The sequence below is a fragment of the Victivallis lenta genome (assembly GCF_009695545.1).
GTDB lineage: Bacteria > Verrucomicrobiota > Lentisphaeria > Victivallales > Victivallaceae > Victivallis > Victivallis lenta.
Genome location: NZ_VUNS01000030.1, coordinates 32,823 through 59,641, shown reverse-complemented (window position 1 = coordinate 59,641; position 26,819 = coordinate 32,823). Strand labels below are relative to the sequence as shown.

The following is a 26,819-nucleotide window of genomic DNA, read 5'->3' as shown; positions in this document are numbered from 1 at the left end:
ATGTATTTCCCCCGCGAATCCCACGACAATGAAGACGGACGAGACCAGGAAGAGCAAACAGAACAATTTTGCCGCCAGAGGCCGAATAAATTCATTTAACCAAAAGGAGTTACATCATGACAGACCGTACACGGAAGCTTCACATACCCGTTATTATGCGGAATTACGGTTATATTGTGACATATTCACCAGAAGCTCGATCAGGGTAAAACGGCTCTCTTTTCTCATGGTGCTTCACTCCTTGATTTGCGATTTTCCGATATTCCCAATTCGACAGGCGGAACAGACATCACTCTCCGCGCGGGCGGCGGATTCGGGTCGATCCGCCGATGACAAGCTCGTCGATCTGAAGCACCGTGCAGGACTTGCGGTGCTCCGGATCGCGGATCTGTCCGAGCAGCTTCCCGATGGCGATGGCGGCCGAACGCTCGGGATAGCTCGGAGTCGAAGTGATTTCCGGCGTCACGACCCGGCCGATCTCCTGATTGCCGCCGCCGATGATCGACAGGTCGTCCGGAATCCTGAAGCCGAGGTGGAACGCCGCCTTGGCAATACCGACCGCCAGCCGGTCGTCGCAGGCGTAGACCGCGCTCGGCCGGGCCATGCGGGTCAGCAACCGCAGGCCGGTCTCGCGCCCCTCGCCGATCGTATGGCCGTCGACGGTCGCAAAGTCGAACTCGCGCTCCGGCAGGTCGAATTCGCGCATGGCGGAGCGGAATCCGGCTTCGATATCGCGGCACAGGCGGCTGCCGCGCGGCCCGGCGACGCAGCAGATGTCGCGGTGGCCGAGATCGAGCAGATGGCGGGTCGACAGATAGGCGCGATGCACATCGTCGTGCACGACCGCATCGATCTCCGGTCCGTCGGGCTCCTCGGCGCTGCTGAAGCCGCCGATCATCGAAAACGGGATTCCCCGCCGGATCAGCTCTTCCGTGAAGCGGACCGAAGAGTAGCCGCAGAGGATCAGTCCGGCGCATCCGTCGGTCAGCTCCGCAATGCGTTCCGGGGTCAGGGAGGCGGCCCGCAGCGTGGTGAACAGTTTGTCGGCCCGTTCGAGCAGCGGAGAGCTCTCGATCGCGTTCAGGACAATGTACCAGTAGAGATCATTCAGGTCGATCTCGCCGAAAATGATGCGGATGGTCAGCTTTTCGCCGGTCCGCGGCCCGCTCCGGCCGAGCGCGGGGTTGATGAAGGTTCCGCGCCGCGGGCGGCGGATCAGGTAATTCTCCTCGACCAGCTTCCGGATTCCGGCTTCGACGGTGATCGTGCTGACCTCGAACGTGTCGCGCAGCTCCCGCGTCGGCGGAATTTTCTCGCCGGGGCGCAGCATGCGGTTGTCGATCAGCGAACGCAGCGTATCGGCTACCTGCATGTACAGCGGCGAATCCGCATTCCCCGCACGTTTGAAGGCAAGCTTGTGATTCATCCTCTTCCCGTTTCCGCCGTATTCCTCCGCCGCCGCAACTCCTGCTCAGAGAGAGAGAGAGTCCGGCCGGCGGCGCACATTTTGTATTCTTTAATATGATTATGACGCATTTTCCCCCAAATGTCAATACCGTTTCGATAAAAAAGCAAAGGAAATATGATCACACGCTGTAAAAAACGCAGCAAAATCTATTTTATATTATGATATAAATATATAAAATACGCCATCCCAGGCAAATAAACGCGGCGCCCGGCCAATCCGATGCATCGGCCTGACCGCGCGCCGCATATGACTTTACCGATTCAGAAACAGAGCCTGGCGACGAGGGAGCGCCGGAAGGGGGGGAAGGTGATCACGCCGTTTTCCGGGACGGCCGCCTGTTCCGCACCGTCCTCCCACGGCGAATTAAATTCGACCCGCGAAACCGGTGCCGCAGTCAACTGTTCGACCGGTACCCGGAGCTCCGCGAACCGTTCCGGCGCGATGCCGCGGTCGAGTTCGTCCGCCCAGTCCGCCTTGTCGCGGAGCCAGACCAGATCGTGACTGTTTCCCCGCAGGATATGGAACCGGAGCCGCCGGTTCTCCCGCAGCTCGGGCCGGTAATCTTCCGCCGCGGGATCGATTCCGGCGATTGCGCGCGCGAACCATCCGAAGTGATGCCAGAGATCGTGCCGGTCGACATAGATATGGTCCCAGTGCCAGAACTGGCCGCAGCCGGCGCTTCCGGCGAAGAAAGGGGCAAACAGCGCGTCGTGCAGCAGCGTCCCCTCCCGGTCCAGCTCATACAGATGCGAAGCCCGGCAGTGGCACCACTCGACCGCCCCGGTTTCGGCCAGAATCGCGGGCCGCTCCGGACAGCGGCGGCAAAGTTCCGCGACGGCCGAGCGGCAGAGCAGATCCATCGGCCCCCGGCAGACGTCGATCTCGGCGCCGGGGTCGAGATAGCGGTGCGCCTGCAGGAAATCGTTGCCCTCGAGCGACGCAAGCTCGTCGTACAGATCATATGCATAAAAATCGCTGAAGCTGCCGAGACTCTGCAGCGCAAACTGTTTCGGAAACAGCCGGTGCAGTTCACCGAGCATGATTTCGGTCCACGGCTTCCAGAGCGACACCGGGCCGACGCAGTTCACTTCATTCCAGAGCTCCCAGGCCATGACGGCGGGCTCATCCGCGAAGTTCCGGCTCAGGAGCTCGAGTTTGCGGACGAAATTGGCCCGCGCCGCCTCCCCGTTGAAGAACTCCTCCACCGTGTCGGCGAAACCGCCGTTTTCCCGCCGGTAGACCCGGTTCTGGAAGCAGGCCGCCCCGGGGAACATCTCGGCCTGGCGGACCGGCCGCAGGTCGCGGAAATGGTCGAGCGTGAATTTGAGCCGGATGCCGTACTCCCGCCCGAGCGCGACCAGCGCCCGCAGATTTTCGAGCTTCCGCTCCGAAAACACGCCGGGTTTCTCCGGTTCGAGGTTCAGGAACGGAACGCCGAGCCAGATCCGCGCGAAATTCCCGCCGTTCTCCGAAAAGCGCCGGAACCAGCGGCGGTAGATTGCGAGAATCTCCGCATCATCGCCGCTGAACCGCTCGAAGCAGAGATTCATGCCGACCGGGACGAACGGCGTGCCGTCCTCATACTCGAAATAGCGGCTGTTCTTCCGGCTGATCCTGACGAACTGATTCATCCGACTGTCCATGGCTGTTCCTTCCTTTCGATTCTGCGCTTCCGCATGCGTTCCTCAGTAAGTATAACGATAAAACCGCAAACTGCAATCGTCCGGACCGTTTTTTCCGGAATTTCCGCCTCCCGGCGACGACATTCTCTCTCCGTCGTTTTTATTTCCGGAATCGACTTGCATTTTCATGAAATCGTGTTATAGTAACGATTTTCACTCACATAAACTCAGGTGAGTGTTTTCCAAAACTAAGGAGTCGATAATCATGGAAAACCTTTATGAGGCCACCGTCGAACGGTACCGGAAGTACGTGATGCCCACCTATGCGCCGAAGATTCTCTTCGTGCGAGGTGAAGGCGCGCGCCTTTGGGACGCCGACGGCCGCGAATATCTCGACTTCGCCACCGGAATCTCCGTCTGCAACCTCGGGCACTGCCACCCGGGCGTGACCGCCGCGGTCCGGAAACAGGCCGCGACGCTCGTGCATGTTTCGAATCTCTATATGAACGAAGTCATGCCGCGCCTCGCCGAAAAGCTGATCGAAAACTGCTTCGACGGCGTGGTGTTCTTCGCCAACTCCGGCGCCGAAGCCAACGAGGGGATGTTCAAGCTCGCCCGCAAAATCGGCAACGCCTCCGGGCGCAACGAGATCATCTCGATGGACAATTCGTTCCACGGGCGGACCCTTGCCACACTGGCCGCCACCGGACGCGCGAAATACCGCAAGGGCTTCGAACCGGATATGCCGGGTTTCCGGCAGGTGCCGTTCAACGATATCGAAGCGCTGAAAAATGCGGTTAATGATAAAACCTGCGCCGTCGTTCTCGAGCCGGTGCAGGGCGAAGGCGGCATCCTGCCGGCCGATCTGGAATATCTGAAGCAGGTCCGCGCACTCTGCGACGAAAAGGGCATCCTGCTGCTCTTCGACGAAGTGCAGTGCGGCATGGGCCGGATCGGCACTCGTTTCGCCTGGCAGAGCTTCGGCGTCGAACCCGATGCGTTCTCGATGGCCAAGGCGATTGCGAACGGCCTGCCGATGGGAGGCTTCATCACGAAACGCAAATACGCCGATACGCTGACGCCGGGAACCCATGCGAGCACCTTCGGCGGAACGGCGCTCGTCTCCGCCGCCGCGCTCGCGGTGCAGGAGGCGTTCGACAATGAAGGCGTGCTTGAAAACTGCCGGGAACAGGGCGAATACCTGCGGCGGCAGCTCGGGGAGCTCGGGAAGAAATATCCGTTCGTCAAGGGCGTCCGCGGCATGGGCCTCATGATCGGCGTCGTCCTCGACCGCGAGGCGGCGACGCTGGCCGGACTCTGCCTCAAGCGGAATCTGGTCGTTCTGACCGCCGGAGAAACCGTGCTGCGGCTGCTGCCGCCGCTGAACCTGACCCGCGCCGAAGCCGATGAAGGAATCGGCAAAATCGCGGCCGCTCTCGAAGAGCTGAATGCCGCCATACAGGAGGGATAACCGATGAAGAAGGACCTTTTGACGCTCCGGGACATCACCCGGGACGATCTGGAACATATTTTCGAACTCGCGTCGAAGCTCAAGGCCGAACGCGGCAAAACCGCGTTCACGCCGCTGGCCGGCAAGAGCGTCGGGCTGATTTTCGCGAAATCCTCGACCCGGACCCGGGTCTCGTTCGAAGTCGGCGTCGGCGAGCTCGGCGGCCGCCCGCTCTATCTCGATCAGAGCAAGATGCAGATCGGCCGCGGCGAGACGGTGGCGGATACGGCCAAAGTGCTGAGCCGTTACCTGCACGGCATCGTGATCCGGACCTTCTCACACGCCGAAGTCGAAGAGCTGGCGCGCGAAGCGGACATTCCGGTCATCAATGCGCTGACCGACGAATACCATCCGTGCCAGATTCTGGCCGACTTGCTCACCATCCGGGAGTATTCCGGGCGGACCGACGGGTCGATCAGAATGGCGTTCTACGGCGACGCGCGCAGCAACATCGCGAATTCGCTGATCCTCGCCGCGCGGCTGACCGGCATGGAGCTTGTGCTCTGCTCCCCGGCGGAGGAGCAGCCCGACCGGGCGCTCTACGCCGGATGCTCCAACGTGAGCTGGGAGGCGGACCCGATGAAGGCCGCCGCCGGTGTCGACTATTTCTACACCGACGTCTGGGTCAGCATGGGCTTCGAGGAGGAGCGCGAGCGGCGCATGAAGCTCTTCGCCCCGTACCAGGTCAACGAGAAGCTGTTCTCCGTTGCGAAGCCGGATGCGAAGTTCCTGCACTGCCTGCCCGCCCATCGCGGCGAGGAGGTTTCGGCCGGCGTAATGGATGATCCGAAGCGGTCGATCGTCTTCGACGAGGCGGAAAACCGTCTCCACGTTCAAAAAGCCGTCATGGCGATGCTGATGAAATAAATCATTGCGAAAGCGGCGGAATGCCGCTTTTTTCTTTCCCGGAGAAACGATGTCTTCTGCAGCAGTACTGATTCTCGCCGTAAGCGTGTCGATCGACGCTTTCGCGGTTTCGGTGGGCGGCGCGCTCTGCGACCGCACCGGCCGTTGCCGGCGGAACGCCGTGAATGCGGCGGCTTTCTTCGGGACGTTCCAGATCGTCATGCCGCTCATCGGCTACTTCGCGGCAACGCTGCTGGCCGGAGTGGTTGCGGCGGTTGATCACTGGCTCGCGTTTCTGCTGCTCGGAGTCGTCGGCGGCCAAATGATCTATGAGGGAATCCGGCCGGAATCCGAAGAGGAGCGGCGGAAGGAAGGCGGCGAATGCAGCTGCCCGCCGGATTTCTTCGCTCCCAAAGCGCTTTTCATCCCCGCCGTGGCGACCAGTCTCGACGCGCTGGCGGTCGGCGCGAGCCTCGCCTTCGCCGGAACCGGCATCTGGCTGCCGGCGGCGGCCATGGGGATTGTGACCGCGCTGGCTTCGGCGTCCGGCGTTCTGCTCGGGCGCAAGCTCGGAACGCTGGCCGGCGAAAGAATCATGATGGCAGCCGGCGGAACCGCCATCGTCCTCATCGGACTCAAGATCCTGCTCGAACACACCGGTATTCTCTGAAAGCCGGTATCCGGGTCACCAGATGGGGGAACCGACGATGCGGTCCGCGCGCACGCTGCCGAAGATGTGTTCGTTGATCCCCTGCGAACGGTTGTCGCCGACCACGTAATAGTGACCCGGCTCAACCTTGCGCGGCGACAGATTCCAATCCGATGCGTACCGGACATACGCCTCGTTCTGCTTTCTGCCGTTCAAATAAAGATCGCCGTTACGGAATTCGACCGTGTCACCCGGCAGCCCGATCACCCGTTTCAGGAAATAAGTCTTGTCCTTGTACCGGATGATGACGATGTCGCCCCGCTTCGGTTTGCTGAACAGATAACGCAGCTTGTAGCAGAAGGTGAAACCGTGCTCGGGGAAGGTCGGCATCATGCTGCCGCCGTTGATCCGGCACGGCATCAGAACCAGCGTGAAAAGCAATACCGCCAGCACCGCCACAACCGTCATGCGGATGAAGAAGCCGGGCCGCAGACGCGGAAAAAAGAAGTTGACCCAAGTTCCCCGCTCCGTTTCGTCGTCGGAGCGGTGGAGTCCGGCAATTTTCAGCCATGCGGCGTAAAGTTTCCCGAACATTCCGGCGGAGACTCCTTTTTATGCTTCCTCTTCTTCGGCCGCCGCGGCGCGGGCGGCTTTCTCGGCCGCCTCCTCCGCTTCGAGGAACGGCAGGAAGCGCCCCTTGTCGCTTGCTTTCATGTAAGCTTCTTCCGCCGAAATATTTCCGGCATCAAATTCGGCCTGAATCGAATTGTCCATCGCCTTCATTCCGCGGCCGCCGCCGGCATCGATGATTGTGCGGATGTTCGAAATCTGCCCCTCGCGGATCGTATTCGGCAGGCCGTCGGTCCAGAGCAGCACCTCGTGCACGGCGACGCGGCCGCCCGATTTCTTGCGGCAGAGCAGCTGCGAAACGATCGCCTGCAGACATTCAGCCAGCATGGTGCGGATCTGCGCCTGTTCGTTGGACGGGAATGCGTCGATCATACGGTCGATGGTCTTCGGCGCGTTGTTCGTGTGCATGGTTGCAAAAACCAGCATGCCCATCGCGGCGCAGGTGAGCCCGAGCCGCATCGTGTCGTTTTCGCGCATCTCGCCGATCAGCACGATATCGGGGTCCGAGCGCATCGCCCCGCGCAGCGCGGTCGGGAACGATTCCGCCTGCAGGCCGACCTCGCGGTGGACGATCGTGCAGTTCTTGTTCTGGTGCACGAATTCGATCGGGTCCTCGATCGTGATGATGTGCTTGCTGAAATTTTCGTTGATGTAGTCGATCATGGCGGCCAGCGTGGTCGACTTGCCGGAACCGGTCGGGCCGGTCACCAGCACGAGGCCGGACTTGAGCGAGCAGATCTCTTTGAGCACCTCCGGCATGTGCAGCTCCTCAAGCGTCAGAATCCGACTCGGAATCTGGCGCATGACGCAGCCCATGCCGTGATAGTTGTACATGTAGTTCGTACGGAAACGGGCCAGCCCCGGAATTTCATGCGCGAAATCGAGGTCGTGGGTCTCCAGAAACTTCTCCCACCGCTTCGGCATGCAGATCTCTTTGAGCATCTGCTCCATGTATTCCGGCGTGATCGGCTCATCGTTCAGCTCGATGATATTGCCGTGAACACGCGCCTTGGGCGGGAAATTGATCGAAAGGTGAAGGTCGGACCCGCCGAGTTCGAGCATCTGACGCAGGTATTGATTGATGATCGGTTCAGTTTCCATATTGTTTCGCTCTCTCTTTCCACCCAATTAATTCGCCTGGAGCTGCTGCGCCTGCCGGATCGCGTATTCGCGTTCGAGCTGCGCGGTTTCGGCCTGGTCGTGCATGTAGTATTTCGCAACCTCGTAGGTGATAAGGCCGGCCTTGTATTTCTCGAGCAGGCACTGGTCGAGCGTGCACATGCCCTGCTTGTTGCCGATCTGCATGGTCGATTTGAGCTTGAACGCCTTGCCTTCGCTGATGATGTTGCCCACCGCCATATTGTTGATCAGAATTTCGTAGGCGGTCGTCAGGCCGCCGTCCGCCGCCGGAATCAGGCGCTGGCAGATGATGCCGCGCAGGCTGCCCGCCGTCATGGCGCGGATCTGCGGCTGCTGCGAGGGCGGAAACACATCGAGCAGGCGGTTCAGCGTATTGGCCGCATCGCTGGTGTGCAGCGTGCCGATGACGAGGTGCCCGGTTTCCGAAGCCGTGATCGCGTTCTCGATGGTTTCGAGGTCGTGCAGTTCGCCGATGACGATGACGTCCGGGTCCTCGCGCAGCGCGGCTTTGAGCGCAGTGCGGTAACTGATCGTATGTTTGCCGATCTCGCGCTGGGTAACCTGGCAGTTCTTGGAATTCTGCAGGATCTCGATCGGGTCTTCGACCGTGATGATGTGGTCGGTGCGTTTTTCGTTGATGATGTCGACCATCGCCGCAAGGGTCGTGGTTTTACCCGAGCCGATCGGGCCGGTGACCAGCACAAGACCGTTGTGATAGTCGAGCAGGCGCTTGATGTGGGTCACGTCATGGTCGAGAAAACCGAGTTCCTCGAGCGAACAGATATGATCCGGTACCAGGCGGTAGCTGGCTGCGGAGCCGTCTTTGTGCATCATGAGGCAGACGCGGAACCGGTCCGCGCCGATCTCAAGCGCGAAGTTGATGTCCATATCCTCCTCGAAGCGCTTCTTGCGCTCGGCTGAGAGCAGGACGGTGTTGAGCCGGAACGCATCCTCTTCCGGGATGACCCAGTCGTCGATGCGTTCGATCTGGAGCATCCGGCGGACGAATGGAGGAGAACCCGCCGAAATATGCAGGTCCGACGCGCCGAGTGCGCGCAGACAGGTCAACAGCGTGATGACGAGCTGCTGAAGCTCCGGATCACTCATTTCGGAGACGTTTCGGAGACTCGGCAGATCCGCATAAGACTGAATCTGCGACAGGTCGATGTCGACGCTGTCGAAGCGCGTGGCCGAATCCTGCACGATGGCGGTACGCGCGCGGCCGCCGTCACCGCCGCGCCGCTCCTCCGGCGGTTCGCCCATATCGCGGGAACCGGGGGACGGCGGAATGTAGCCGCGCCGGGCCGGCGGAAAGGCCCCCGCCCGCTGCGCCGGAGGAAACGCCGCCGCCCGCTGAGCCGGAGGGAAAGCCCCAGCCCGCTGCGCCGGAGGGAAACCGGGCCGGGCCGCCGCCGCGCCGCCCGGAAAACCGGGCCGGGCGGGCTTGTTCTGCGGCAGGTTCGGCGCAATGCCGGTCTCGGCCTGGGCGACCGCATAATCGATCACCGACTGGATCTGTTCGAGGACCGACTGCTGATCCTCCTCGGAAAGTCCGCTGACCAGCTGATCGAGCACGAGCTGCGCATACGCTTCGAGGTCGGGATTCGCGCCGAGCGACTGATAAAAACGATCGGCATCCGCCTGGGTGATGGCGCCGTTGCTGATCAGCGCATAAATGAACCATTGAATATCCAGCGGCATAATAAAAAGGCTCTCCTAAATGAACGCTTGCACTTCCTGCGACGGATCGCAATATGTTACAATAGCGCGGCAACCGGCTTTTTTCAAATCGGAAGGCTCTATTCGCCGATGATTTTGATCAGGAGCCGCTTCGGGCGTTTCCCGTCGAATTCGCCGTAGAAGATCTGTTCCCACGGTCCGAAATCGAGGCGCCCGCGGGTCACGGCGACAACGACTTCGCGGCCCATGACCTGCCGTTTCATATGCGCATCGGCATTGTCCTCATAGCCGTTGTGGGCATATTGGCTGTGCGGTTTCTCCGGCGCGAGCTTTTCGAGCCAGGTTTCGAAATCCGCGTGCAGCCCCGGCTCGTCGTCGTTGATGAACACGGAAGCCGTGATGTGCATCGCGTTGCAGAGCAGCAGCCCTTCGCGGATGCCGGACTCCTCGAGCGCAGCTTCGACCTGCGGCGTGATGTTGACGAACTGCCGGCGCTGCGGCAGCGTGAGCGTAAGCTCCCTGCGGTACGATTTCATAGATTCCTCCTGTATCGGACATTGCTTCAGAGACCGGACAATGTAGCGCATTTTTTCGACGCTGTCAAGGTGCCGCCGGGTTGCAATCACATTTTCGGACGCTATCTTATTGAAAACATGTATGCAACCGGAATCGTCAAGGAAGGATGAAGAATATGGAGCAGCTTTTTCCCGGCGTCGCACGACTGGCGTTCGGCACGCCGGAATCCGACACTCCGTCGAAACAGGTTTATGTCAGGGCGCCGCGCGGAGAGGCGCTCGCCGCCCTGCCCGCCGCGGCCGCGCCGTTCGATGCCGGCCAGATCCGTTTTTCGGTTTCGACGCGCGGCTGCCGCCTCGAACTGCCGCTCTCGCCCGGCGAGGATATCTACGGTTTCGGGCTCAACCTGAAACGGCTCCGTCACACCGGCAGGAAACGGACGCTCCGCGTCAACAGCGATCCGGCCGTGGACACCGGCGACAGCCATGCGCCCTGCCCGCTCTATTTCTCGACCGCCGGATACGGCGTGCTGGTCGATACGGCCCGCTACGCTACCTTCTACTGCGGCGGCAACGAACTGCTGAACGCCCGGAAGCAGACGGACGAAGCAGGCGGCATCCGCCTGACCGAAGCCGAGCTTTACGCCGGAAAAGAAGGAGTCTCCGCCCCGATGGTCGTCGATATTCCGGCCGCGCAGGGGGTCGAAATCTATCTGTTTTCGGGCCCGGCGCTGCTTGATGCGGTGAGGCGCTATGTCCTGTTCTGCGGCGGCGGGGCGTTTCCGCCCGAATGGGGCCTCGGCTGCCAATACCGCGCCTGCGGCGCTTTCGAGGCCGGCGAAGCGCTGTCGCTGGCCGCCGAACTGCGCGAAAAGCATATCCCGTGCGACGTTTTCGGCCTCGAACCGGGCTGGCAGAGCCACGCCTACTCCTGTACGTTTTCCTGGAGTCCCGAACGTTTCCCGGAACCGGAAGCGCTCGTCAACCGGCTCCGGGAGCAGCATTTCCGCATCAATCTCTGGGAGCATGCGTTCACGCATCCCGACGCGCCGTTTTATGAGGAGCTGCGGCCGTACTCCGGCGACTTCAAGGTCTGGAACGGCCTGGTGCCGGACTTCACGCTGGCTCCGGCGCGCGAAACATTCCGGCGGCATCACGCCGAACGGCTGACCCGGCGCGGCATCGACGCTTTCAAACTCGACGAATGCGATAATTCGGATTTCATCTCAAGTCCGTGGTCGTTCCCGGAGTGTTCGCGCTTTCCGTCCGGCCACGACGGGGAGACCATGCATTCGATGTTCGGCACACACTATATGAATGTGGTCGACGGCGCCTGCCGCGACGCGGGCGTGCGCACTTACGGGCTGGTCCGCAATGCCCATGCGTTCGCTCCGCCGCAGCCGTTCGTGCTTTACAGCGACCTCTACGACCATGCCGAATTCATCCGCGGCGTGACAACCAGCGGCTTTTCGGGGCTGCTCTGGACGCCGGAATTCCGGCACGCCGCTTCGCCGGAGGATTATATCCGGCGGCTGCAGACCATGGTGCTTTCGCCGCTCATGCTGCTGAATATCTGGATGATGCCGAATCCGCCGTGGCGGCAGCTGGTGCGCGAACGCAACGTGAGAAACGAGTTTTATCCGCCCGAAGAGCAGGCCCATCTCGAGGTCCTGACCCGCGAGACGCTGCAGCTGCGGATGCGGTTCCTGCCGTACCTTTACGCGGCGTTCGCGGCCTACCGGTTCGAGGGGACGCCGCCGTTCCGGGCGCTCGCGATGGACTATCCGGAGGACGAACGGCTGCGCGACGTCGATTTCGCATGGCTGGCCGGCGAACGCCTGCTGGTTGCACCGTTCCGCGCCGGGATGACGGAGCTCGTTCTGCCGCTGCCGCCCGGAGTCTGGCGCGATTTTCACACCGGCGAACGGCATGAAGCAGAGGTGCGGCTTGCTCCGGCGATCGGAGAACTGCCGATCCTGGTCAAAGAGAACAGCGTGATTCCGCTGGCCGACCCGGTCGAATATATCGAAGACGGCATGCAGCATCGGCTGACTCTGCGCGTTTACGGCAGCGCCCCGGAACCGGCCCGCCTTTTCGCCGACGACGGCTTCAGCTTCGGTTATGAAAACGAAGCGCCTGCCTGGGGAGAGGTCCGGGCGGATGGCTCCATGAGCGAAAGCGCGAAGAGACGCTACGCGGTGAAAGCGGTCGAACGCTTTTAACCACGGCCGAAGGCAGGCGGCTTGCCGGGGATCAAGAGCAAATCAACTGATAAGTTCTAAAACCCGCGCTCCTGATTCCGGCGCCAGACGACAGCTTCGTCCTTGCGTCCGGGAATCCGGGCCAGCGGCGTCCAGCTTCCGCCGGGGGCGGAGCCGCCGCGGCCGGTGATGATGTAGTCGGCCCGCGACGGATCGGCGGTGCAGGAACCGCCGGAGAGATAGACGGCCGGCTTGATATCGTCAAATGCCAAGACCAGCGGCCGGCGGTTCGAGCGATAAAGGTACGGCGTGAACTCCCGTTCGGTTCTGCGTTCCCCGCGATAGTCGGCGCGGATCACCGCCGCCGCTTTTTCGATCGCCAGCCGCTTGGCGGACTGCTTGCGCGAGGTATGCTCCCGGATCACCGGGCCGAAGGCGTCCGCATACAGCGCGGTCATCAACAGCGCCGTGACGGCACAAGCCGTCCTGAAATTGCAGCAGGCGGGGAAGCGCCGCTTCAGGACTCCCCAGAGCATGATCGCGCTCCAGCCGCACCAGCCGAAGGCGAGCGGCGCAGCCGGAATCAGATAGCGTTTGGAGAACCCGAGGTAACCGTCCGCAATGACGTTCTGCAAGGTCAGCAGAAGCGCATGGCCGATCAGGATGGCGAGAATGATGCTCTCCCCGGCATTCCACTCCCGGCGCCTGATCCGCCAGCCGATGCCGAGCAGGACCGGGATCAGGAAGTACGGATAGCTGCCCTCGAAAAGCCCCTCCAGATAACCTGCCGCCTCATACCAGCGGTTGCCGGTCTGCCGTGCCTTCAGGACCGCGTCCGGCAGCTTGACGGGAGGCGGCAGAAGCTCGGACGGCGGCGGCAGGACGACCTTCGGACGGACCGGAACGGAAACGGCGGGCGGGTTATTCGCCGCGAATTTCCGGATCAGCGGAATGAACCGGATATCCGGCACCGGATATCCGGTCGCCGTATAGTTGCTCCAGAACATCGGGGCAAGCAGAAGCAGCCCGAACCCGCCGGCGGCGACGGAACGGTACGGCAGCCGGTTTCCGGCACAGTCGCAGAGGAACGCCGCGACAAGAATGAGGCCGATGACCGCCATCAGCTCGGGACGGATGGCGGTTCCGAGCGCAAACGCGGCGCCGAGCCAGAGGTAATACCTCCATTGCCGCGGAGCGGAGCGAAGTCCGATCAAAGCCCAGGCGGCGATAGCCAGCGGCAGGGTTTTTCCGGCATCGCGCAGCCCCTCGCCCGCATAACGGAGCACATGCGAGCAGAACAGGAAAAAAAGCACGCCCCAGCAGGCGACCTGCTCGGAGAACACCCGCTTGAAGAGTGCGAACAACGGAAACACCGCAAGCGCGAACAGCAGAGAAGCCGCGAGCTTCACTCCGGCAAAACCGCTCCAGCCGGACAGGAAGGAAAAGACGCCGCCCAGAACCGGCAGCAGCGGGGATACGCGCGGATGGAACGCATAACGCCACTCCCCGGCTGCCAGCGCATCGGCCATCGGAGCATACCTGCCGGCCACATCAAGCGAAGGAATCGCGGTGCAGGCGGCAAGCGGCAATGCCAGCGCCAGGGCGGCCAGAAAATAAAAAAACGGTTGCCGGGTCCAGCGTCTGAGGGTTTCGTTCCGCAACAGGTTCATCGTTTCCTTTTCCGTATCTTCTTCATGGCCGAAAGCGTGTTGCTCAGCATATAATGTACCCGCCAGGCCGTAAAATGCAACCGAAAAAGACAACGGATTCCGGAAAGAGCAGCATCGGTGCCCTTTCCGGAATCCGTCAGATCAATCCGGCGCCCGGTCCGAAACCGGGACGCGGTCCGGTCAGATGCCGAGATCGATCATCGAGTCGGCGACCTTGCGGAAGCCGGCGATGTTCGCGCCCATGACGTAGTTGTCCGGCTCGCCGAATTCGGCGGCGGCGTTGCGGGCGGCGTTGTGGATGTTGATCATAATGCCGTGCAGCTTCTGATCGACCTCTTCGCGGGACCAGGAGAGACGCATCGCATTCTGGCTCATCTCGAGGCCGCTGGTGGCGACGCCGCCGGCGTTCGAAGCCTTGCCGGGCGAGAAGAGCACGTTGTTCTGCAGGAAGTACTGGGTCGCGTCGAGCGTGGTCGGCATGTTCGCGCCTTCGCAGACACAGATGCAGCCGTTGGCGACAAGCGCTTTGGCCTCGTCGAGATTCAGTTCGTTCTGCGTCGCGCACGGCATGGCGATGTCGCACTTCGCAAGCGTCCACGGGCGCTTGCCTTCATAATACTTCGCGGTCGGATACTGCTTCACGTATTCGGCGATACGGCCGCGCCTGACATTCTTGAGCTCCTGGACGAATGCGAGCTTTTCGGCGTCGATGCCGTCCTCGTCGATGATCGTGCCGTTCGAGTCGGAGAGCGACAGCACCTTGCCGCCGAGCTGGGTCGCCTTCTGGGCCGCATACTGCGCGACATTGCCGGAGCCGGAGATCAGCACGCGGGCGCCGTCGAAACCGCGGTCGCGGGTCTTGAGCATTTCAGCCGCGAAGTAGACCGCGCCGTAGCCGGTCGCCTCCGGACGGACCAGGCTGCCGCCCCAATTCAGCCCCTTGCCGGTCAGAACGCTGTCGACGCTGTTGACGATGCGCTTGTACTGGCCGAAGAGATAGCCGATTTCGCGGGCGCCGACGCCGATATCGCCGGCCGGGACGTCGGTGGATGGCCCGATGTGGCGGAAGAGCTCGCGCATGAAGCTCTGACAGAACGCCATGACTTCGCGGTCGGATTTGCCTTTCGGATCGAAGTCCGCGCCGCCCTTGCCGCCGCCCATCGGCAGCGTGGTCAGGCTGTTCTTGAAGACCTGCTCGAAGCCGAGGAACTTCAGAATCGACAGATTGACCGACGGATGGAAGCGCAGCCCGCCCTTGTAGGGACCGATCGCGCTGTTGAACTGGATGCGGTAACCGGTGTTGACCTGAATCCCGCCCTTGTCATCCACCCACGGAACCTGAAAGATGATGGCGCGTTCCGGAACGACCATGCGCTCGAGAATCTTGTGCTTCTCGTATTTCGGCTGGGCCTCGAGCATCTTCGAGAGGGAGCCGAGCACTTCGGTTACGCTCTGCAGAAACTCCTTTTCATGGCCGTTGGTCTGCTGCAGCCCGGACAGCACGCGATCGACATAATTGCTCATTTTTGTAAAACCTTTCATTCGTTTGGTTCGGCATTGTGATAAATGCATTATTTTTTAATAGCAAAAAACATGCCAGAATATGTAATTACCTGGCGGATAACGACGGATGCAAATTATTTCCCGCTGGAAAATATTGAAAAATAACAATATTGTCATCAAATTGCAATAAAATTACATTTTTGTCATTTATTTTCCGGACCCGTGCGACAGCGAAGACAAAACACGGGGAAAATCCACGAAAGTTACATTTTTGTCACTCATTCCGTTCCGTCAGCCTCCGCAGGCGGCGGCCGTAGCGCTCCAGCCGCTCCGCGTCGCCCGCGGCGCGGCAGGCATAAACCAGGTTGCCGAGATATTGCGGATTCTCCGGAGCAAGTCGGTGCGCCTGTTCGAGATAACGAACCGCTTCGCCGGGGGAGCCGGTCATCAGCGCGGCAGTTCCCAGGCCGTTGAGGGCCGGCACATGGTCCGGCACGAGCCGGATTGCCGCCTCGAACGCGGCCCGGGCTTCCGCCAGCCTGCCGGTTTTCTGCAGGAAAAGGCCGTGGTTGAAATGGAGATCGGCATAATCCGGAGCGAGGGCCAGCGCTTTGCGGTACGTTTCGTCCGCTTCGCTTTGGCGGTCAGGGTCCGCCGCCAGCAGATTGGCGAGATTCATCCACGCCTCCGGCTTGCCGGGCACCTGCGCCGCCGCCCGGCGGAAACGCGTCTCGGCCTCCGCAAAATTCCCGGTCCGCATGGCGATGCTGCCGAGCTGGTTTTCAAAGCGGTCCGGTGCATCGATCTCGCGCGATGCGAATTCGAGCAGGCGGCGGGCCCGGTCGAGCTCGCCCTTCCGGAGCGCGGCTTCGCCCAGCAGCGAGGCCGCCTCCGGGCGGCCGCGAACCGGCAGCTGGAACAACACCGAAATCCCCAGCAGGGCGGGCGGCAGCAGAAACCAGCGGCGCCAGTTCAGCCCCGCAATGCCGACGCCCGCAAAGAGCAGGACGGCCGGAAGCATCGCCGTCCGGTAACGCCCCGAAGTGACGGTCAGGATCTGCGCCGTCCACATGGCGAAAAGCAGCAGCGCATAACCGCAGTACGGGCCGGCGAACAGCCCTTTCCGGCAGAGAACGAGCCCGATGCCGCACAGCACGAAAACCGGCAGCGTGAGCAGTCCGCCGTACCACTGGACGCCGGTTTCACGAAGCAGAAAATCGGGGTCCGCTCCGGAAATCAGCTCCCGCGGGCTCCAGACCAGCAGCGCTTTGCGCGCGGCAAGCAGCAGCGCGTCGCCGGGACTCGCAACGAGAAACTGCGCCGCCCGGCCGAGCCAGACCCGGTCGACCGGAATACGGCGGAGCTCCGCCTCCTGCTCCGCATCGCGGTGAAGCGCATCCCACCGGCGGCCGGGACGCAGATAACAGCCGCCGGTCGCCTCCGGGTTGTTGCCGAGCCAGAAGTTGAAGCCGCCGCCGGCCTGCACCAGCACCGGCCGCTCCGCCCGCAGGCTGTTGACCGCCGAAACCGGCAGCACGCAGAGCGCAATCCCGGCCGCGAACGCCGCCGCATTCCGGCGCGGGCGCCGGAACAGAAGCCGGAGAAAAACCGCCGCGCCGAACGCAAGCGTCAGGGGATGGGTGATCGCCGCGCCGCCGGCGAACACGCCGGCGGCGGCCAGCCGGGACAACCGCTGCCGGGGCGCAGCGGCACTCTCCGCCGCGGAAAGAAAGGCGAAGCAGCCGGCCAGAACCGGCACCAGCAGCGACTCCGAAATAAGCTGGGACTCATGAAAAAGCGGAACCGGATACAGCATGGCGAGCGCAAAGAAGCTCCAGCCCGCAGTACGGGGAATGCCGGGCGTCCGCCTCAGAGCGGCGAAAAAGACGATCCAGCCCGCGAAATTCAGCGCGAGCTGCAGAATGCGCACCGCCGGAATGGAGCCGCCGGTGACCGCCAGCATACCGGCGAGCATCCAGCTGTAAAACGGGGCATGGTGATCGGCGCCGGGCGGGAAAAATTCGCCATTCAGAATTTCGAGCGCCCGATCGTAATACTCCTGCACGTCCGGGCCGATCGCGGCATCGAACAGCGGAGACGCCCGGAATTGCCACAGATAGAGGACACGCAGCAGAACTCCGGCGGCGGCCAGGCAGAAAAACCATCGCCGCCGCGACTGCCCGAAGCAGGAACGGAGAAAAGCCCGCAGCTCCCTACCGGGGCGGGAAGTCGAATTCATTTTCGAAAAGATCGCCGATGCGCTGGACCGCCTTTTCCTCGTCCGGCCCCTCCACCTTCAGCACGGCCTTGCTTCCGACCGTGAGTCCGAGCGAAATCAGCGTCAGGATGCTGTTGAGCTCCGTCTCCTGGCCGTCGCCGGTTTCGACGGTGAAGGTGTGGTACGGAAATTCCTTATTGATGGTGTTCAGAATCACACTCGAAGGACGGCAATGGATGCCGGCCTTGTTCATTACCGTGAAAACACGTTCTTTCATCGCCGCCCTTTCTGAATCGTTTATGGGATCGTTTTCATTCTTTTCTACACAAAAAATAACCCGTCTCCCGGCGGAATGCAAATCAAAACCGAAAAAATTCACGCCTCTCAGTTCAGCCCTTCGAACTGCATGTTGTAATATTTCGCATAAAGCCCGTCCCGCTTCAGCAGCTCGGCGTGGCTGCCGCGCTCGCGGATGCCGTCCGGCGTGATGACGATGATCTCGTCGGCGTTGCGGATCGTCGACAGCCGGTGGGCGATGACGATCGTGGTCCGGCCGCGGGCCAGCTCCTCGAGCGAGGACTGGATGAACCGCTCGCTCTCGTTGTCGAGCGCACTCGTCGCCTCGTCGAGAATCAGGATCTTCGGGTCTTTGAGGAATACGCGCGCAATGGCGATGCGCTGCTTCTGGCCGCCGGAGAGACGGACTCCGCGCTCGCCGGTGAAGGTGTCGTACCCCTCCGGCAGCGTTTGGATGAAGTCGTGGATGTTCGCCCGTTTCGCCGCCGCGACGATCTCCTCATCCGTTGCGCCCGGCTTGCCGTAGCCGATGTTTTCGCGGATATTGCCGGAAAACAGATAAACCTCCTGCTGAACGATGCCGATCGCGCTCCGGAGCGACTGCTGCGTCACGCTGCGGACGTCCTGTCCGTCGATCAGCACGGCGCCGCCGGTCACGTCGTAGAAACGCGGAAGCAGAGAACAGAGCGTGGTCTTGCCGCCGCCCGACGGACCGACGAGAGCGACGGTTTTCCCCGGCGTGATGTCGATGTTGATGTCCGAAAGCACTTCGGCCTCGTTGCCGTAGCGGAAGGAGACGTGGTCGTAAACGATATGCCCTTCGACATGGGCAAGCGGCTTCGCATCCGGCGAATCGGTGATTTCGGGCCGGGTCTGAATCACCTCCATGAACCGCTTGAAGCCGGAATAACCGCGCTGGAACTGCTCCGTGAAGTTGATCAGCACTTCGATCGGATTCAGGAAAATGCCGATGTAGAGCGCGTAGATCGCAAGCGCCATCGGCTCGAGTCTGCCCACGGCGATGAAATAGCCGCCCGACACCAGCACGAGCGTGTAAAGCAGCCCCTGGAAGAAGCTGTTCCCGGCGTGAAAGCTGCCCATGATCTTATAACTGTCGGTCTTGGAATCGAGAAAACTGCGGTTGCAGTCGTCGAACTTCTCGCATTCGACCTCCTCGTTTGCGAACGACTTCACGACACGGATGCCGGAAAGCGAATCCTGTACGCGGGCGTTGACCGCCGCGATCTTGCGGCGGTTGTCCATGAAAATCCGGTGCATACGCCGATTCTTGCCGAGGCTGAAAACGACCATGATCAGCGTGACCGCCAGCAGCAGCAGCGTCATCGGGACGTTCATGAACATGAGGATCGTGAAGGCTCCGATGATTTTCAGCGTGGAAATCACGATGTTCTCGGGCCCGTGGTGCGCGAGCTCGGAGATGTCGAACAGGTCGCTGACGAGCTTCGACATCATTTCACCGGTGTTGTTGCGGTCGTAATAGGTGAACGAGAGCCGCTGGTAGTGATTGAAGAGGTCCTGCCGCATATCGCTCTCCATGCGCGCGCCCATGATATGCCCCCAGCTCGTGATGAAGTACTGACAGCCGTATCGGACGATATACATGGCCAGCAGCCCGGCTCCGATATACCAGAGCGCGGAGAGAATCGTCTCCGCCGGCTGCAGGAACAGATTCTTGGTCAGCAGATTCAGGATCTGCGGAAACGCGAGGTCGATCGCGCAGACCGCCAGCGCGCAGATCATGTCGAAGTAAAACAGCCCGCGGTACGGGCGATAGTAGCGGATGAACTTCCGGAATGCCTGCATGAATGTCATCGTCATAAAATCCTCGTTGCGCGGTTATTCCATAATATACCGCCGCCCGGCCGAAAGCGCAAGCCCGGCCACCGCGGTTTCCTGCCGGAAATCGCCGTCATTTCGATTTTTTTTGCCGCGGGGGTTTGCATTTTCCGAATTCCGGTGTATTTTAGTTGTTCGATGATTGATTGTTTATTCGACATAACATAAAACAGGAATTGACAAGATGGCACATAAAAAAGGTCAGTCCAGCAGCCGCAACGGCCGCGACAGCAATCCGAAGTTTCTGGGGATCAAGGCGTTTGGCGGCGAAAGCGTCTCCGCCGGTTCGATTATCGTCCGTCAGCGCGGCACGAAGTTCCATGCCGGCGAGAACGTCGGCGTCGGCCGCGATTTCACGCTTTTCGCGCTCTGCGACGGCACCGTCGAGTTCCGCAAGACGCAGCGCAAGGTCAGCATCGTTCCGGTTTCCGCCGAGTAATTCGGCAGCCGGATTTGCTGCAATAAATCAGAGAGCCCCGGAGAACAGTTGTCTTCGGGGCTTTTTTGTCAGGAGAGGGAAATCGAACCATGTTTGTGGATAAGGCTACCATTACCGTGAAGGCGGGGGACGGCGGCAACGGCTGCTGCAGCTTCCACCGCGAAAAATTCGTTCCGCGCGGCGGCCCGGACGGCGGCGACGGCGGCGCCGGCGGCAACGTGATCCTCGAGGCGACGAACAGCGAGCAGAGCTTGCAGGCGCTGGTCTACAACCGTCACTACCAGGCGCAGAACGGCCCCGGCGGGAAAGGCTCGAACCTGCACGGGCGCAAGGCTCCGGACATCACGCTGAAGGTGCCGGTCGGCACCGTCGTGACCGACCGCTCCACCGGCGAGGTGATCGCCGATATGGACGAAGCGGGCAGACAGATCGTCGTCGCCCGCGGCGGACGCGGCGGACGCGGCAATCCGCGTTTCGCCACGCAGACCAACCGCGCGCCGCGCGAGTGGGAGCCCGGTGAACCCGGGGAGGAGCGCGAAATCGGCCTCGAGCTCAAGACCATCGCGGATGTCGGTCTGGTCGGCTATCCGAACGCCGGCAAATCGACGCTGCTCCGGGCGGTTTCGGCTGCGCGGCCGAAGGTCGCGCCATATCCGTTCACAACGCTGCATCCGGTCGTCGGCGTTATCGAATACCCGGATTACTCCCGGATCACCATGGCCGATATTCCGGGGCTCATCGAGGGAGCGCATGACAACGTCGGGCTCGGCCATGCGTTTCTGAAGCACATCGAACGCACCACCGTGCTGGCCTACGTGCTCGACATGGGCGGCGTCGACGGGCGCACCCCGTGGGACGACCTTGCGCACCTGCGCGAGGAACTCGAGCTCTATATGAAGGGGCTGTCGAAGCGCGCGACCATCATCGTGGCGAACAAGATGGACCTGCCGGGCGCGGAGGAGAATCTCGAGCTCCTGCGTTCCGAGCTTTCGCACGAGCTTTTCGAAATCATTCCGGTCTGCGCGGCGGACGGCGAACTCGGCAGCTTCAAGGAGACGATCCGCAAAGCCGTCGAAGCCCGCCGGAAATCCCCGTTCGATTTCTGACCGGCCGCCCTCTCCGATTTCCCGCGGCGCATTTTTCCTGTTTTACGGGAAAGCGCCGCTGGATTTTTCCGGCGGCACCGGCTATCTTATCCGGAAAACGCAGGAGGATCATCCCATGAACGCCATGCCCGGAATTTTCTGGTACTGGAACGCCGACCCGACCCCGAACGGCATCCGACGACAGCTGACGCAGATCCGGGCGGCCGGCTTCCGCTCGGTCTACCTGCACCCGATGCCGGACAATTTCCGTAAAAGCGACTTCAAAAGCGGCATGAAAATGCGCTATCTCGGCCGGAAGTTCTTTCGCCTGGCCCGAACGGCCGTCGACGAGTGCCGCCGCCTCGGGCTCCGCTTCATGATCTACGACGAAGGCGGCTGGCCCTCCGGCACGGCGAACGGCGAACTCGTGAAGCGGCGCCCGGAATTCGGCATTCACGTTCTGGAGCGCCGCGCCGACGGCAGCATCGCACCGCGCAACGCAGGGATCGATTGCGGCTACCCCGACCTCATGAATGCCCGGGCGACAAAGCTGTTCCTCACGCTGGTCCACGAACGCTACCGCCGGGAGCTCGGCGATGAGTTCGGCCGGACCATCGGCGGCATTTTCACCGACGAACCACGCTTTTTCGGAGAACTCGGCAGCGATGCAGTCCCGTGGTCGCCCTGCCTGCCGGAACACTACCGGAGCCGTTACGGTTCCGACGTGGAGGAGATTTATCCGCTGCTGTTCCGGCTGCCCGAGGTTACCGCCGAAGCAGAAGCTGCCCGGCGGCGCTACCTCGAAGCCTACGCGACCCTGACGGCCGAAAGTTACTACGGCGTCATCTCCGGCTGGTGCCGCCGCCACGGGCTCCCGTTCGAAGGGCACATGAACAACGAGGATCTTCACAGCCTCCACGCCGCCTCGCTCGGAGATTTTCTGCGCTGCGCCGACCGCTTCGACGTGCCGGGCGTCGATGCGATCTGGCGGCAGATCCATCCGGAGAGCGGAAACGGCAATTATGCGAAACTCGCATCATCGTCGGCCATCCGCAACCACCGGAAGGAGGCGCTCTCCGAAAGCTTCAACGTCTACGGCAACGGTGTGACCGGACAAACCATGTACTGGGCCGGAAACGCCCAGCTTGTGCGCGGCATCAACCGCCTGCTGCCGATGCCGTTCCCGTACAGCGACCGGCGGGAGGCGAAGGTCGGCTGCGCCACCGAGCTCTCCCCGCGGAACCCGGTCTGGAACGCCCTCCCCGCGCTGACCGCCCATTGGGCGTGGGCCGGAAATTACGACACCGGCGCGATCGAACCGGAGGTCTGGATTTTCTACCGCCCGGAACCGTTTTCCGACAAAGCGGCGGCTTCCGCCTTCGACGCCATGCTTGAAGCGCTGCAGGAGAAGCTGAACGACGCGTTCGTGTTCTGGCGCTTCGCCGGAGTAGACGACCTCGCCGCCGCCACCTCGAAAAAACTCCTGATCGTCCCGGGAGAGCCGATGCTGCCGGAACAACGCCGGGCGATCGCCGGATTCGCCGCCGCCGGGAATCCGGTCGTCCGCCATCCGGCCGAACCGCTGCCGGACCTGGCGCAATATGCCTGTATCTGCGCCGGAACGGAGCGCGGAATCCGCGTGCTGCCCTGCCGCCGCCCTGAAGGGGAGTCGCTGATGATTTTCAATGAGAGCACGGAGCGGAAGCTCCTCACCTTCCGGCCGCGTGCCGGGGAGTGCTGGCGGGAACTCGCTCCGCCCGACCCGGTTCACGCCGAACTCGAACCGTTCCGCACTTCGGAAACAAAGTGCGAACTCCCGCTCGTGCCGGGCGAGCTGCGCATCCTGACGACCGGCAAAGCCGTTCCGCCGTCCCCGGCAGGAAGCGCGGAGGCGAAGCCGACGCATCTGAACTGGATCGTCCGCTCCGTCCTCCGCAGCCGGATCGGGGAGCACATCACCTGCCGCCGGGAGCCGCATTCGCCGGTTCCGCTCCCGGCCTCCGGCGACTTCACGGAGGGCGAACCGGATTTTTCGGGAGTGATCGAGCTGGAAACTGAATTCAACGCCGCGGAACCGATGCCGCGCTATCTTGAATTCGACTGGGTCGCCGCTTCGGCGGAGCTCTTCGTCAACGGCCGTTCCGCCGGGCTCCGCGCCTTTGCGCCGTGGATTTTCAGACTGCCGCCGCTGCGCCCCGGCCGAAACCGGCTGAAACTTGTGGTATCGAACCCGCTCGGCAACGAGTGGCGCGCCCGCTATCCGGAAATGAAGAGAACGGGGCAGACCAACAGCTATGCCGAACGCATCGCCGGCTTCACGCCGGACGAAACCCGGATCGGCGTCAGCCCGGCGGCGAAGCTTTACCTCTGAGCGCCGCAAATTCATCGGCGACTATCCGCAAAATGATTTTTCGCCCGGCAATGCCCCGATGACGGATTCCGAAATGGAAAAACCGGCAATTGATGCTATATTGAAACGGACAGGCTGTCATTCACACACGGGAATCACTTCAGATGGCAGAATGGGTGTTGCCGGCGCTCTGGCTCGGTCTGTTCGGAGCGAGCTGGCGCTTTCTTCCGAAATATCGGGGACGAACTCTTATGCTCTCATTGCTGGTCCTGATCGGCCACCTGATCGCCGCGGGGCTTGCTTCGCATCGGTCCAACCCGCTGCACAGCTTCGATGGAAGTTTCCGCTCCATTCTGATATTGGAAATCGCCGCAGTCATGCTGGCCCCCCTGGCCTGCGCCCGGACACTGCCGGACACAAAACCGCTCAACCGCTGGCACACTCTCCCGGTACTGCTCTACGCCGCCCTGACCGTCCTCGCCTCTTTTTTCGGCTATGCACGCTATATTCAGGCCATCAACTTCAGTCTGAAATGGGCGCACCTGAAAGCACCCGCGGCAGGCGTCCTGCTGACGCTGCTGACCGCTTCAGCTCTGGTTTCCGTCCTCCTGGCCCTGCACCTGATCGAAGCCGCCCGGAGAAAGCAGCTGTACGGCTACGCCGGCGCGCTGCTGTCGGCCGTCGGCGGAATTGCGCTGGTCAGCCTGCTGCTGGCACCTCGTTATTATCTGCACATCCACCATTCGGTCTGGAGCCTGTTCCTGGTATTCCTGTTCCGCTATGAAAAATGGTGGTCGCGCTATGCCCAGGCTCTGGCGCTGGGAATCTACATCGACGGCCTGGCCTCATGGGGATTGAGTTCCATCTGGCACCTAACCTCCTGACCCTTCCGGGAATATCGTCAAAAAAAAACTGCCGGTCTTTCAAAAAAGCCGACAGCTTACAAATTCAATATGGTCGAGCATTTTTTTATTTTCCAGAAAAATTCTCTCCACCTCAAAATGGCGAATTTTTCGAGTCTCAAAAGGATGAGCATTTTCACTTCTCGAAAAATTCTCCGGGAGAAACTGGAACTTCATTCTACCTCAAAAAAGAGTTTGAACATCGCGAAAATGGTAGAAAAGAGATTCGAACTTCCGACCTCTACTCATGACCTGTCATACGAAAAAATCAGACTGGCAGACTATCATAAAATCCCTATTTTTTCTGACAAGAGCGAAAATCCTCACGCGCGCGTAACGGGGGTGCATAAATTCCTCACGTTCACGCCGCCATCGGTTCCCGTCGATAACCGTGAAGCAAGCCACCAAGAAATGAAACCTCTCTGACCGGGGCATTCATATCCTGCGGATACGGTTTGACCATTTTGCCGCCAAGCCCGGCATGGGGACGATAATGGTTCCAGTATTCAAGATATTCCTTGACCGCCAGCCGAAGTTGCCGTTCTGAAGTAAAAATAATCTTGTTCAGACACTCTGTCTTGATCGCCCGAATGAAATTCTCCATGCGGGCATTCATCTGCGGTGTGAACGGCGGCAGCCTCTTGATTTGAACCCCAATAGATTCAAAAACAGAATCGAATCTCTTGTTGAAAAGCGGATCGCGATCATGGATCAGGTATTTTTTCCCCAGCATGAAACCGTCCCACATATCGCACATGTTTCTGGCAATCTGTGTAGTCCAGTTGCTGTCAGGATTATGAACAATACCTCCCAGGCATACTTCCCGGCTGCCGATGTCCATAAAAAACAGCAGGCTCTCACGAACCAGTCCGAATGGAGTCAAACGTTCCACCTGGGCGAAATCTGTTGATGCGGTTACATACTGCTGCGTTTCGATGAATTGAGACCAATCTCCGCGCAATCGACGTTCGGGATCAGGAACGATACCGTTCGCTTCCAGAATATGCCGAATCGTTGTCGTGCTGACATTGTATCCCAGATACCGCATTGTTCCGGCAATGTGTTCATATCCCCAATCGGGATTGCTTTTCGCCAGCTGCAGGACTTTTTCAACTATTTCCGGAGAGATGGGCTTTCTGCCCCGTTTTTTCTGTCCCTCATTGACGCTGTTGTATTTTGCTTCAACCAGATCGGAATACCATTTTCGGATTGTCCCGGGAGCCCATGTCGGTTCTATGGCGGCAAGCAGAAAATCATTCAACTCTTTGCTGACAGTTGCGCCTCCCAATAATCTCGTCCTTCCCGTCCCATGCCGTCCTCCCATTATTCCGGTTTGTGGCAGAACATACCACGCTGTCTGCCTCAAATCCAGATGGGGCTGGCTGGGCACTTACATTTACAGATGGGCTTCACTGGTGGCATACCGATACCGAGCTGTTCCAGAACCTGTCGAATTCGAGGATCCCGATTGGCAAGATCGCGCACAAGGCAGTCCGAGACATAATCTTTCATGATTCCCCCCTTCTGATTCATCGTTGAATCCGGCGTTTTTGCCGGTTCTTTTCCCAATATACCATCCCTTTTGCGGAAATACAAGAGGAAAAAAACTCTTCCGGTTTTCCTCTCATGTCCGGAATCCATGATGATGCAGCAGACGGTCGATCCATTGCCCTAGGCGTTCCCGGTACTCCTCCCGGAGCGGAGGCGCTTCCTCCTCCCCCTGCGATGCAGCCAGAAGGTATTTCAGCAGCAGAACCTCCTCCTCCCGTTCCGGTTCGGGAATCAGTCCGTTTTCATTGAGAAACGCCAGTTTGACCAGCATCTTCCACGGTTCCACCTCCTCCGACTGCGTATAATGGGAAAGCAGCGTCCGGAACGCTCGGTATGTCTGCGCCGATTCCACCATCGGATGCGTATTGGCATGGAGAAATCCGGCCAGTTCACAGGCAGCCAGATATGGTTCCGTGTGCAGGGCAATCGAATCAAAAACCGTCCGGACCTCCGGATCGCGAACCGAGAAAAAGGTCGATTTCGCATCCGGCGGACGGTATTCAATTGCGAGTTCCCGGAAAAGTCCGACTTCCGGAAATTTCCGTTTTCCGCATCCGCGTGCGCCTCTCTGCAGAAAGTCGATCCGTCCCTCCGGCGCAAGCGCCGAGACGATCAGACTCGATTCCCGGAACGGAGTCTGACGCAGAACAATACAGCTTGTTCGAATCCGCGTCATCTTCCCGTTC

At 60.9% G+C, this 26,819-nt stretch carries 22 protein-coding genes; 9 read left to right on the top strand and 13 right to left on the bottom strand.

All coding sequences use genetic code 11. The features are described from left to right. Nucleotides 1–289: 289 nt before the first annotated feature. Together FYJ85_RS19415 and FYJ85_RS19410 are read right to left on the bottom strand one after the other, a co-directional pair. Nucleotides 290–1,426 (bottom strand): GntR family transcriptional regulator, encoded by a 1,137-nt coding sequence (locus FYJ85_RS19415; protein ID WP_154420344.1) that lies wholly within the window; start codon nucleotides 1,424–1,426, stop codon nucleotides 290–292. A 302-nt stretch (nucleotides 1,427–1,728) separates the two neighbouring features. After that, on the bottom strand, nucleotides 1,729–3,111 hold the full coding sequence (locus FYJ85_RS19410; RefSeq protein ID WP_154420342.1) for a glycoside hydrolase 5 family protein: 1,383 nt from the start codon (nucleotides 3,109–3,111) through the stop codon (nucleotides 1,729–1,731). Between the two features lie 244 nt (nucleotides 3,112–3,355). Here FYJ85_RS19410 and FYJ85_RS23345 point away from each other — a divergent pair, with 244 nt between their 5' ends. Genes FYJ85_RS23345 through FYJ85_RS19400 form a run of 3 tightly spaced genes read left to right on the top strand, consistent with a single transcriptional unit; the run spans nucleotide 3,356 to nucleotide 6,116 of the window. Then, nucleotides 3,356–4,561, top strand: a complete 1,206-nt coding sequence (locus FYJ85_RS23345) for an aspartate aminotransferase family protein (protein ID WP_106053348.1) — start codon at nucleotides 3,356–3,358, stop codon at nucleotides 4,559–4,561. Nucleotides 4,562–4,564: 3 nt separating this feature from the next. Further along, nucleotides 4,565–5,467, top strand: a complete 903-nt coding sequence (gene argF / locus FYJ85_RS23340; protein ID WP_206213334.1) for an ornithine carbamoyltransferase — start codon at nucleotides 4,565–4,567, stop codon at nucleotides 5,465–5,467. A 49-nt stretch (nucleotides 5,468–5,516) separates the two neighbouring features. Further along, nucleotides 5,517–6,116: a manganese efflux pump MntP gene (locus FYJ85_RS19400; RefSeq protein ID WP_154420340.1), complete on the top strand. Its 600-nt coding sequence runs from the start codon at nucleotides 5,517–5,519 to the stop codon at nucleotides 6,114–6,116. Nucleotides 6,117–6,131: 15 nt separating this feature from the next. Here the strand turns inward: FYJ85_RS19400 and lepB are convergent, their stop codons facing one another. From lepB to FYJ85_RS19380, 4 genes are all read right to left on the bottom strand, one after another. Next, complete coding sequence (gene lepB, locus FYJ85_RS19395; RefSeq protein ID WP_106053351.1) at nucleotides 6,132–6,689, bottom strand: signal peptidase I; 558 nt, start codon at nucleotides 6,687–6,689, stop codon at nucleotides 6,132–6,134. Between the two features lie 18 nt (nucleotides 6,690–6,707). Beyond that, a complete protein-coding gene (locus FYJ85_RS19390; protein ID WP_106053352.1) occupies nucleotides 6,708–7,826 on the bottom strand; it encodes a type IV pilus twitching motility protein PilT in 1,119 nt (372 codons plus the stop codon). Nucleotides 7,827–7,853: 27 nt separating this feature from the next. Next, on the bottom strand, nucleotides 7,854–9,566 hold the full coding sequence (locus FYJ85_RS19385) for a type IV pilus twitching motility protein PilT (protein WP_154420339.1): 1,713 nt from the start codon (nucleotides 9,564–9,566) through the stop codon (nucleotides 7,854–7,856). A gap of 98 nt (nucleotides 9,567–9,664) precedes the next feature. Next, the gene (locus FYJ85_RS19380; RefSeq protein ID WP_106053354.1) at nucleotides 9,665–10,081 is read right to left on the bottom strand and encodes a secondary thiamine-phosphate synthase enzyme YjbQ; all 417 of its coding nucleotides are present in this window, start codon (nucleotides 10,079–10,081) and stop codon (nucleotides 9,665–9,667) included. A gap of 155 nt (nucleotides 10,082–10,236) precedes the next feature. On the opposite strand from FYJ85_RS19380, the gene FYJ85_RS19375 reads away from it, so the two are divergent. After that, the gene (locus tag FYJ85_RS19375) at nucleotides 10,237–12,282 is read left to right on the top strand and encodes a TIM-barrel domain-containing protein (protein ID WP_206213333.1); all 2,046 of its coding nucleotides are present in this window, start codon (nucleotides 10,237–10,239) and stop codon (nucleotides 12,280–12,282) included. A gap of 56 nt (nucleotides 12,283–12,338) precedes the next feature. Here FYJ85_RS19375 and FYJ85_RS19370 read toward each other — a convergent pair whose 3' ends face one another. The 5 genes from FYJ85_RS19370 to FYJ85_RS19350 form a co-directional block, all read right to left on the bottom strand. After that, a complete protein-coding gene (locus tag FYJ85_RS19370; RefSeq protein WP_154420333.1) occupies nucleotides 12,339–13,931 on the bottom strand; it encodes an ArnT family glycosyltransferase in 1,593 nt (530 codons plus the stop codon). Nucleotides 13,932–14,111: 180 nt separating this feature from the next. After that, nucleotides 14,112–15,455 (bottom strand): NADP-specific glutamate dehydrogenase, encoded by a 1,344-nt coding sequence (gene gdhA / locus FYJ85_RS19365; protein WP_154420331.1) that lies wholly within the window; start codon nucleotides 15,453–15,455, stop codon nucleotides 14,112–14,114. A 253-nt stretch (nucleotides 15,456–15,708) separates the two neighbouring features. Continuing rightward, entirely contained in the window at nucleotides 15,709–17,673 is a 1,965-nt protein-coding gene (locus FYJ85_RS19360; RefSeq protein ID WP_154420329.1) for a tetratricopeptide repeat protein, read from the bottom strand. Continuing rightward, entirely contained in the window at nucleotides 17,648–17,929 is a 282-nt protein-coding gene (locus tag FYJ85_RS19355) for an HPr family phosphocarrier protein (RefSeq protein WP_106053359.1), read from the bottom strand. Before FYJ85_RS19355 ends, FYJ85_RS19360 begins: the two co-directional genes overlap by 26 nt. A 107-nt stretch (nucleotides 17,930–18,036) precedes the next feature. Next, nucleotides 18,037–19,773 (bottom strand): ABC transporter ATP-binding protein, encoded by a 1,737-nt coding sequence (locus FYJ85_RS19350; protein ID WP_106055710.1) that lies wholly within the window; start codon nucleotides 19,771–19,773, stop codon nucleotides 18,037–18,039. A gap of 217 nt (nucleotides 19,774–19,990) precedes the next feature. On the opposite strand from FYJ85_RS19350, the gene rpmA reads away from it, so the two are divergent. The 5 genes from rpmA to FYJ85_RS19325 all read left to right on the top strand — a co-directional run bounded on the left by rpmA (nucleotide 19,991) and on the right by FYJ85_RS19325 (nucleotide 24,833). Next, nucleotides 19,991–20,245 carry a 50S ribosomal protein L27 gene (rpmA, locus tag FYJ85_RS19345; protein WP_106053360.1) on the top strand — a complete coding sequence of 85 codons (255 nt, stop codon included), beginning with the start codon at nucleotides 19,991–19,993 and terminating at the stop codon, nucleotides 20,243–20,245. Between the two features lie 89 nt (nucleotides 20,246–20,334). Beyond that, complete coding sequence (gene obgE / locus FYJ85_RS19340) at nucleotides 20,335–21,351, top strand: GTPase ObgE (RefSeq protein WP_106053361.1); 1,017 nt, start codon at nucleotides 20,335–20,337, stop codon at nucleotides 21,349–21,351. Between the two features lie 115 nt (nucleotides 21,352–21,466). Further along, nucleotides 21,467–23,701, top strand: coding sequence for a glycosyl hydrolase family 2 protein (locus FYJ85_RS19335; protein ID WP_154420327.1), 2,235 nt, complete (start codon nucleotides 21,467–21,469; stop codon nucleotides 23,699–23,701). Nucleotides 23,702–23,844: 143 nt separating this feature from the next. Beyond that, nucleotides 23,845–24,564 (top strand): hypothetical protein, encoded by a 720-nt coding sequence (locus tag FYJ85_RS19330; RefSeq protein ID WP_154420326.1) that lies wholly within the window; start codon nucleotides 23,845–23,847, stop codon nucleotides 24,562–24,564. After that, nucleotides 24,528–24,833: a hypothetical protein gene (locus tag FYJ85_RS19325; protein WP_154420325.1), complete on the top strand. Its 306-nt coding sequence runs from the start codon at nucleotides 24,528–24,530 to the stop codon at nucleotides 24,831–24,833. Before FYJ85_RS19330 ends, FYJ85_RS19325 begins: the two co-directional genes overlap by 37 nt. Nucleotides 24,834–24,943: 110 nt before the next feature. Here FYJ85_RS19325 and FYJ85_RS19320 read toward each other — a convergent pair whose 3' ends face one another. Then, nucleotides 24,944–25,870, bottom strand: coding sequence for an integrase core domain-containing protein (locus FYJ85_RS19320; RefSeq protein ID WP_206213331.1), 927 nt, complete (start codon nucleotides 25,868–25,870; stop codon nucleotides 24,944–24,946). Between the two features lie 336 nt (nucleotides 25,871–26,206). After that, nucleotides 26,207–26,809 carry a recombination protein O N-terminal domain-containing protein gene (locus tag FYJ85_RS19315; RefSeq protein ID WP_154420323.1) on the bottom strand — a complete coding sequence of 201 codons (603 nt, stop codon included), beginning with the start codon at nucleotides 26,807–26,809 and terminating at the stop codon, nucleotides 26,207–26,209. Between the last annotated feature and the right edge of the window lie 10 nt (nucleotides 26,810–26,819).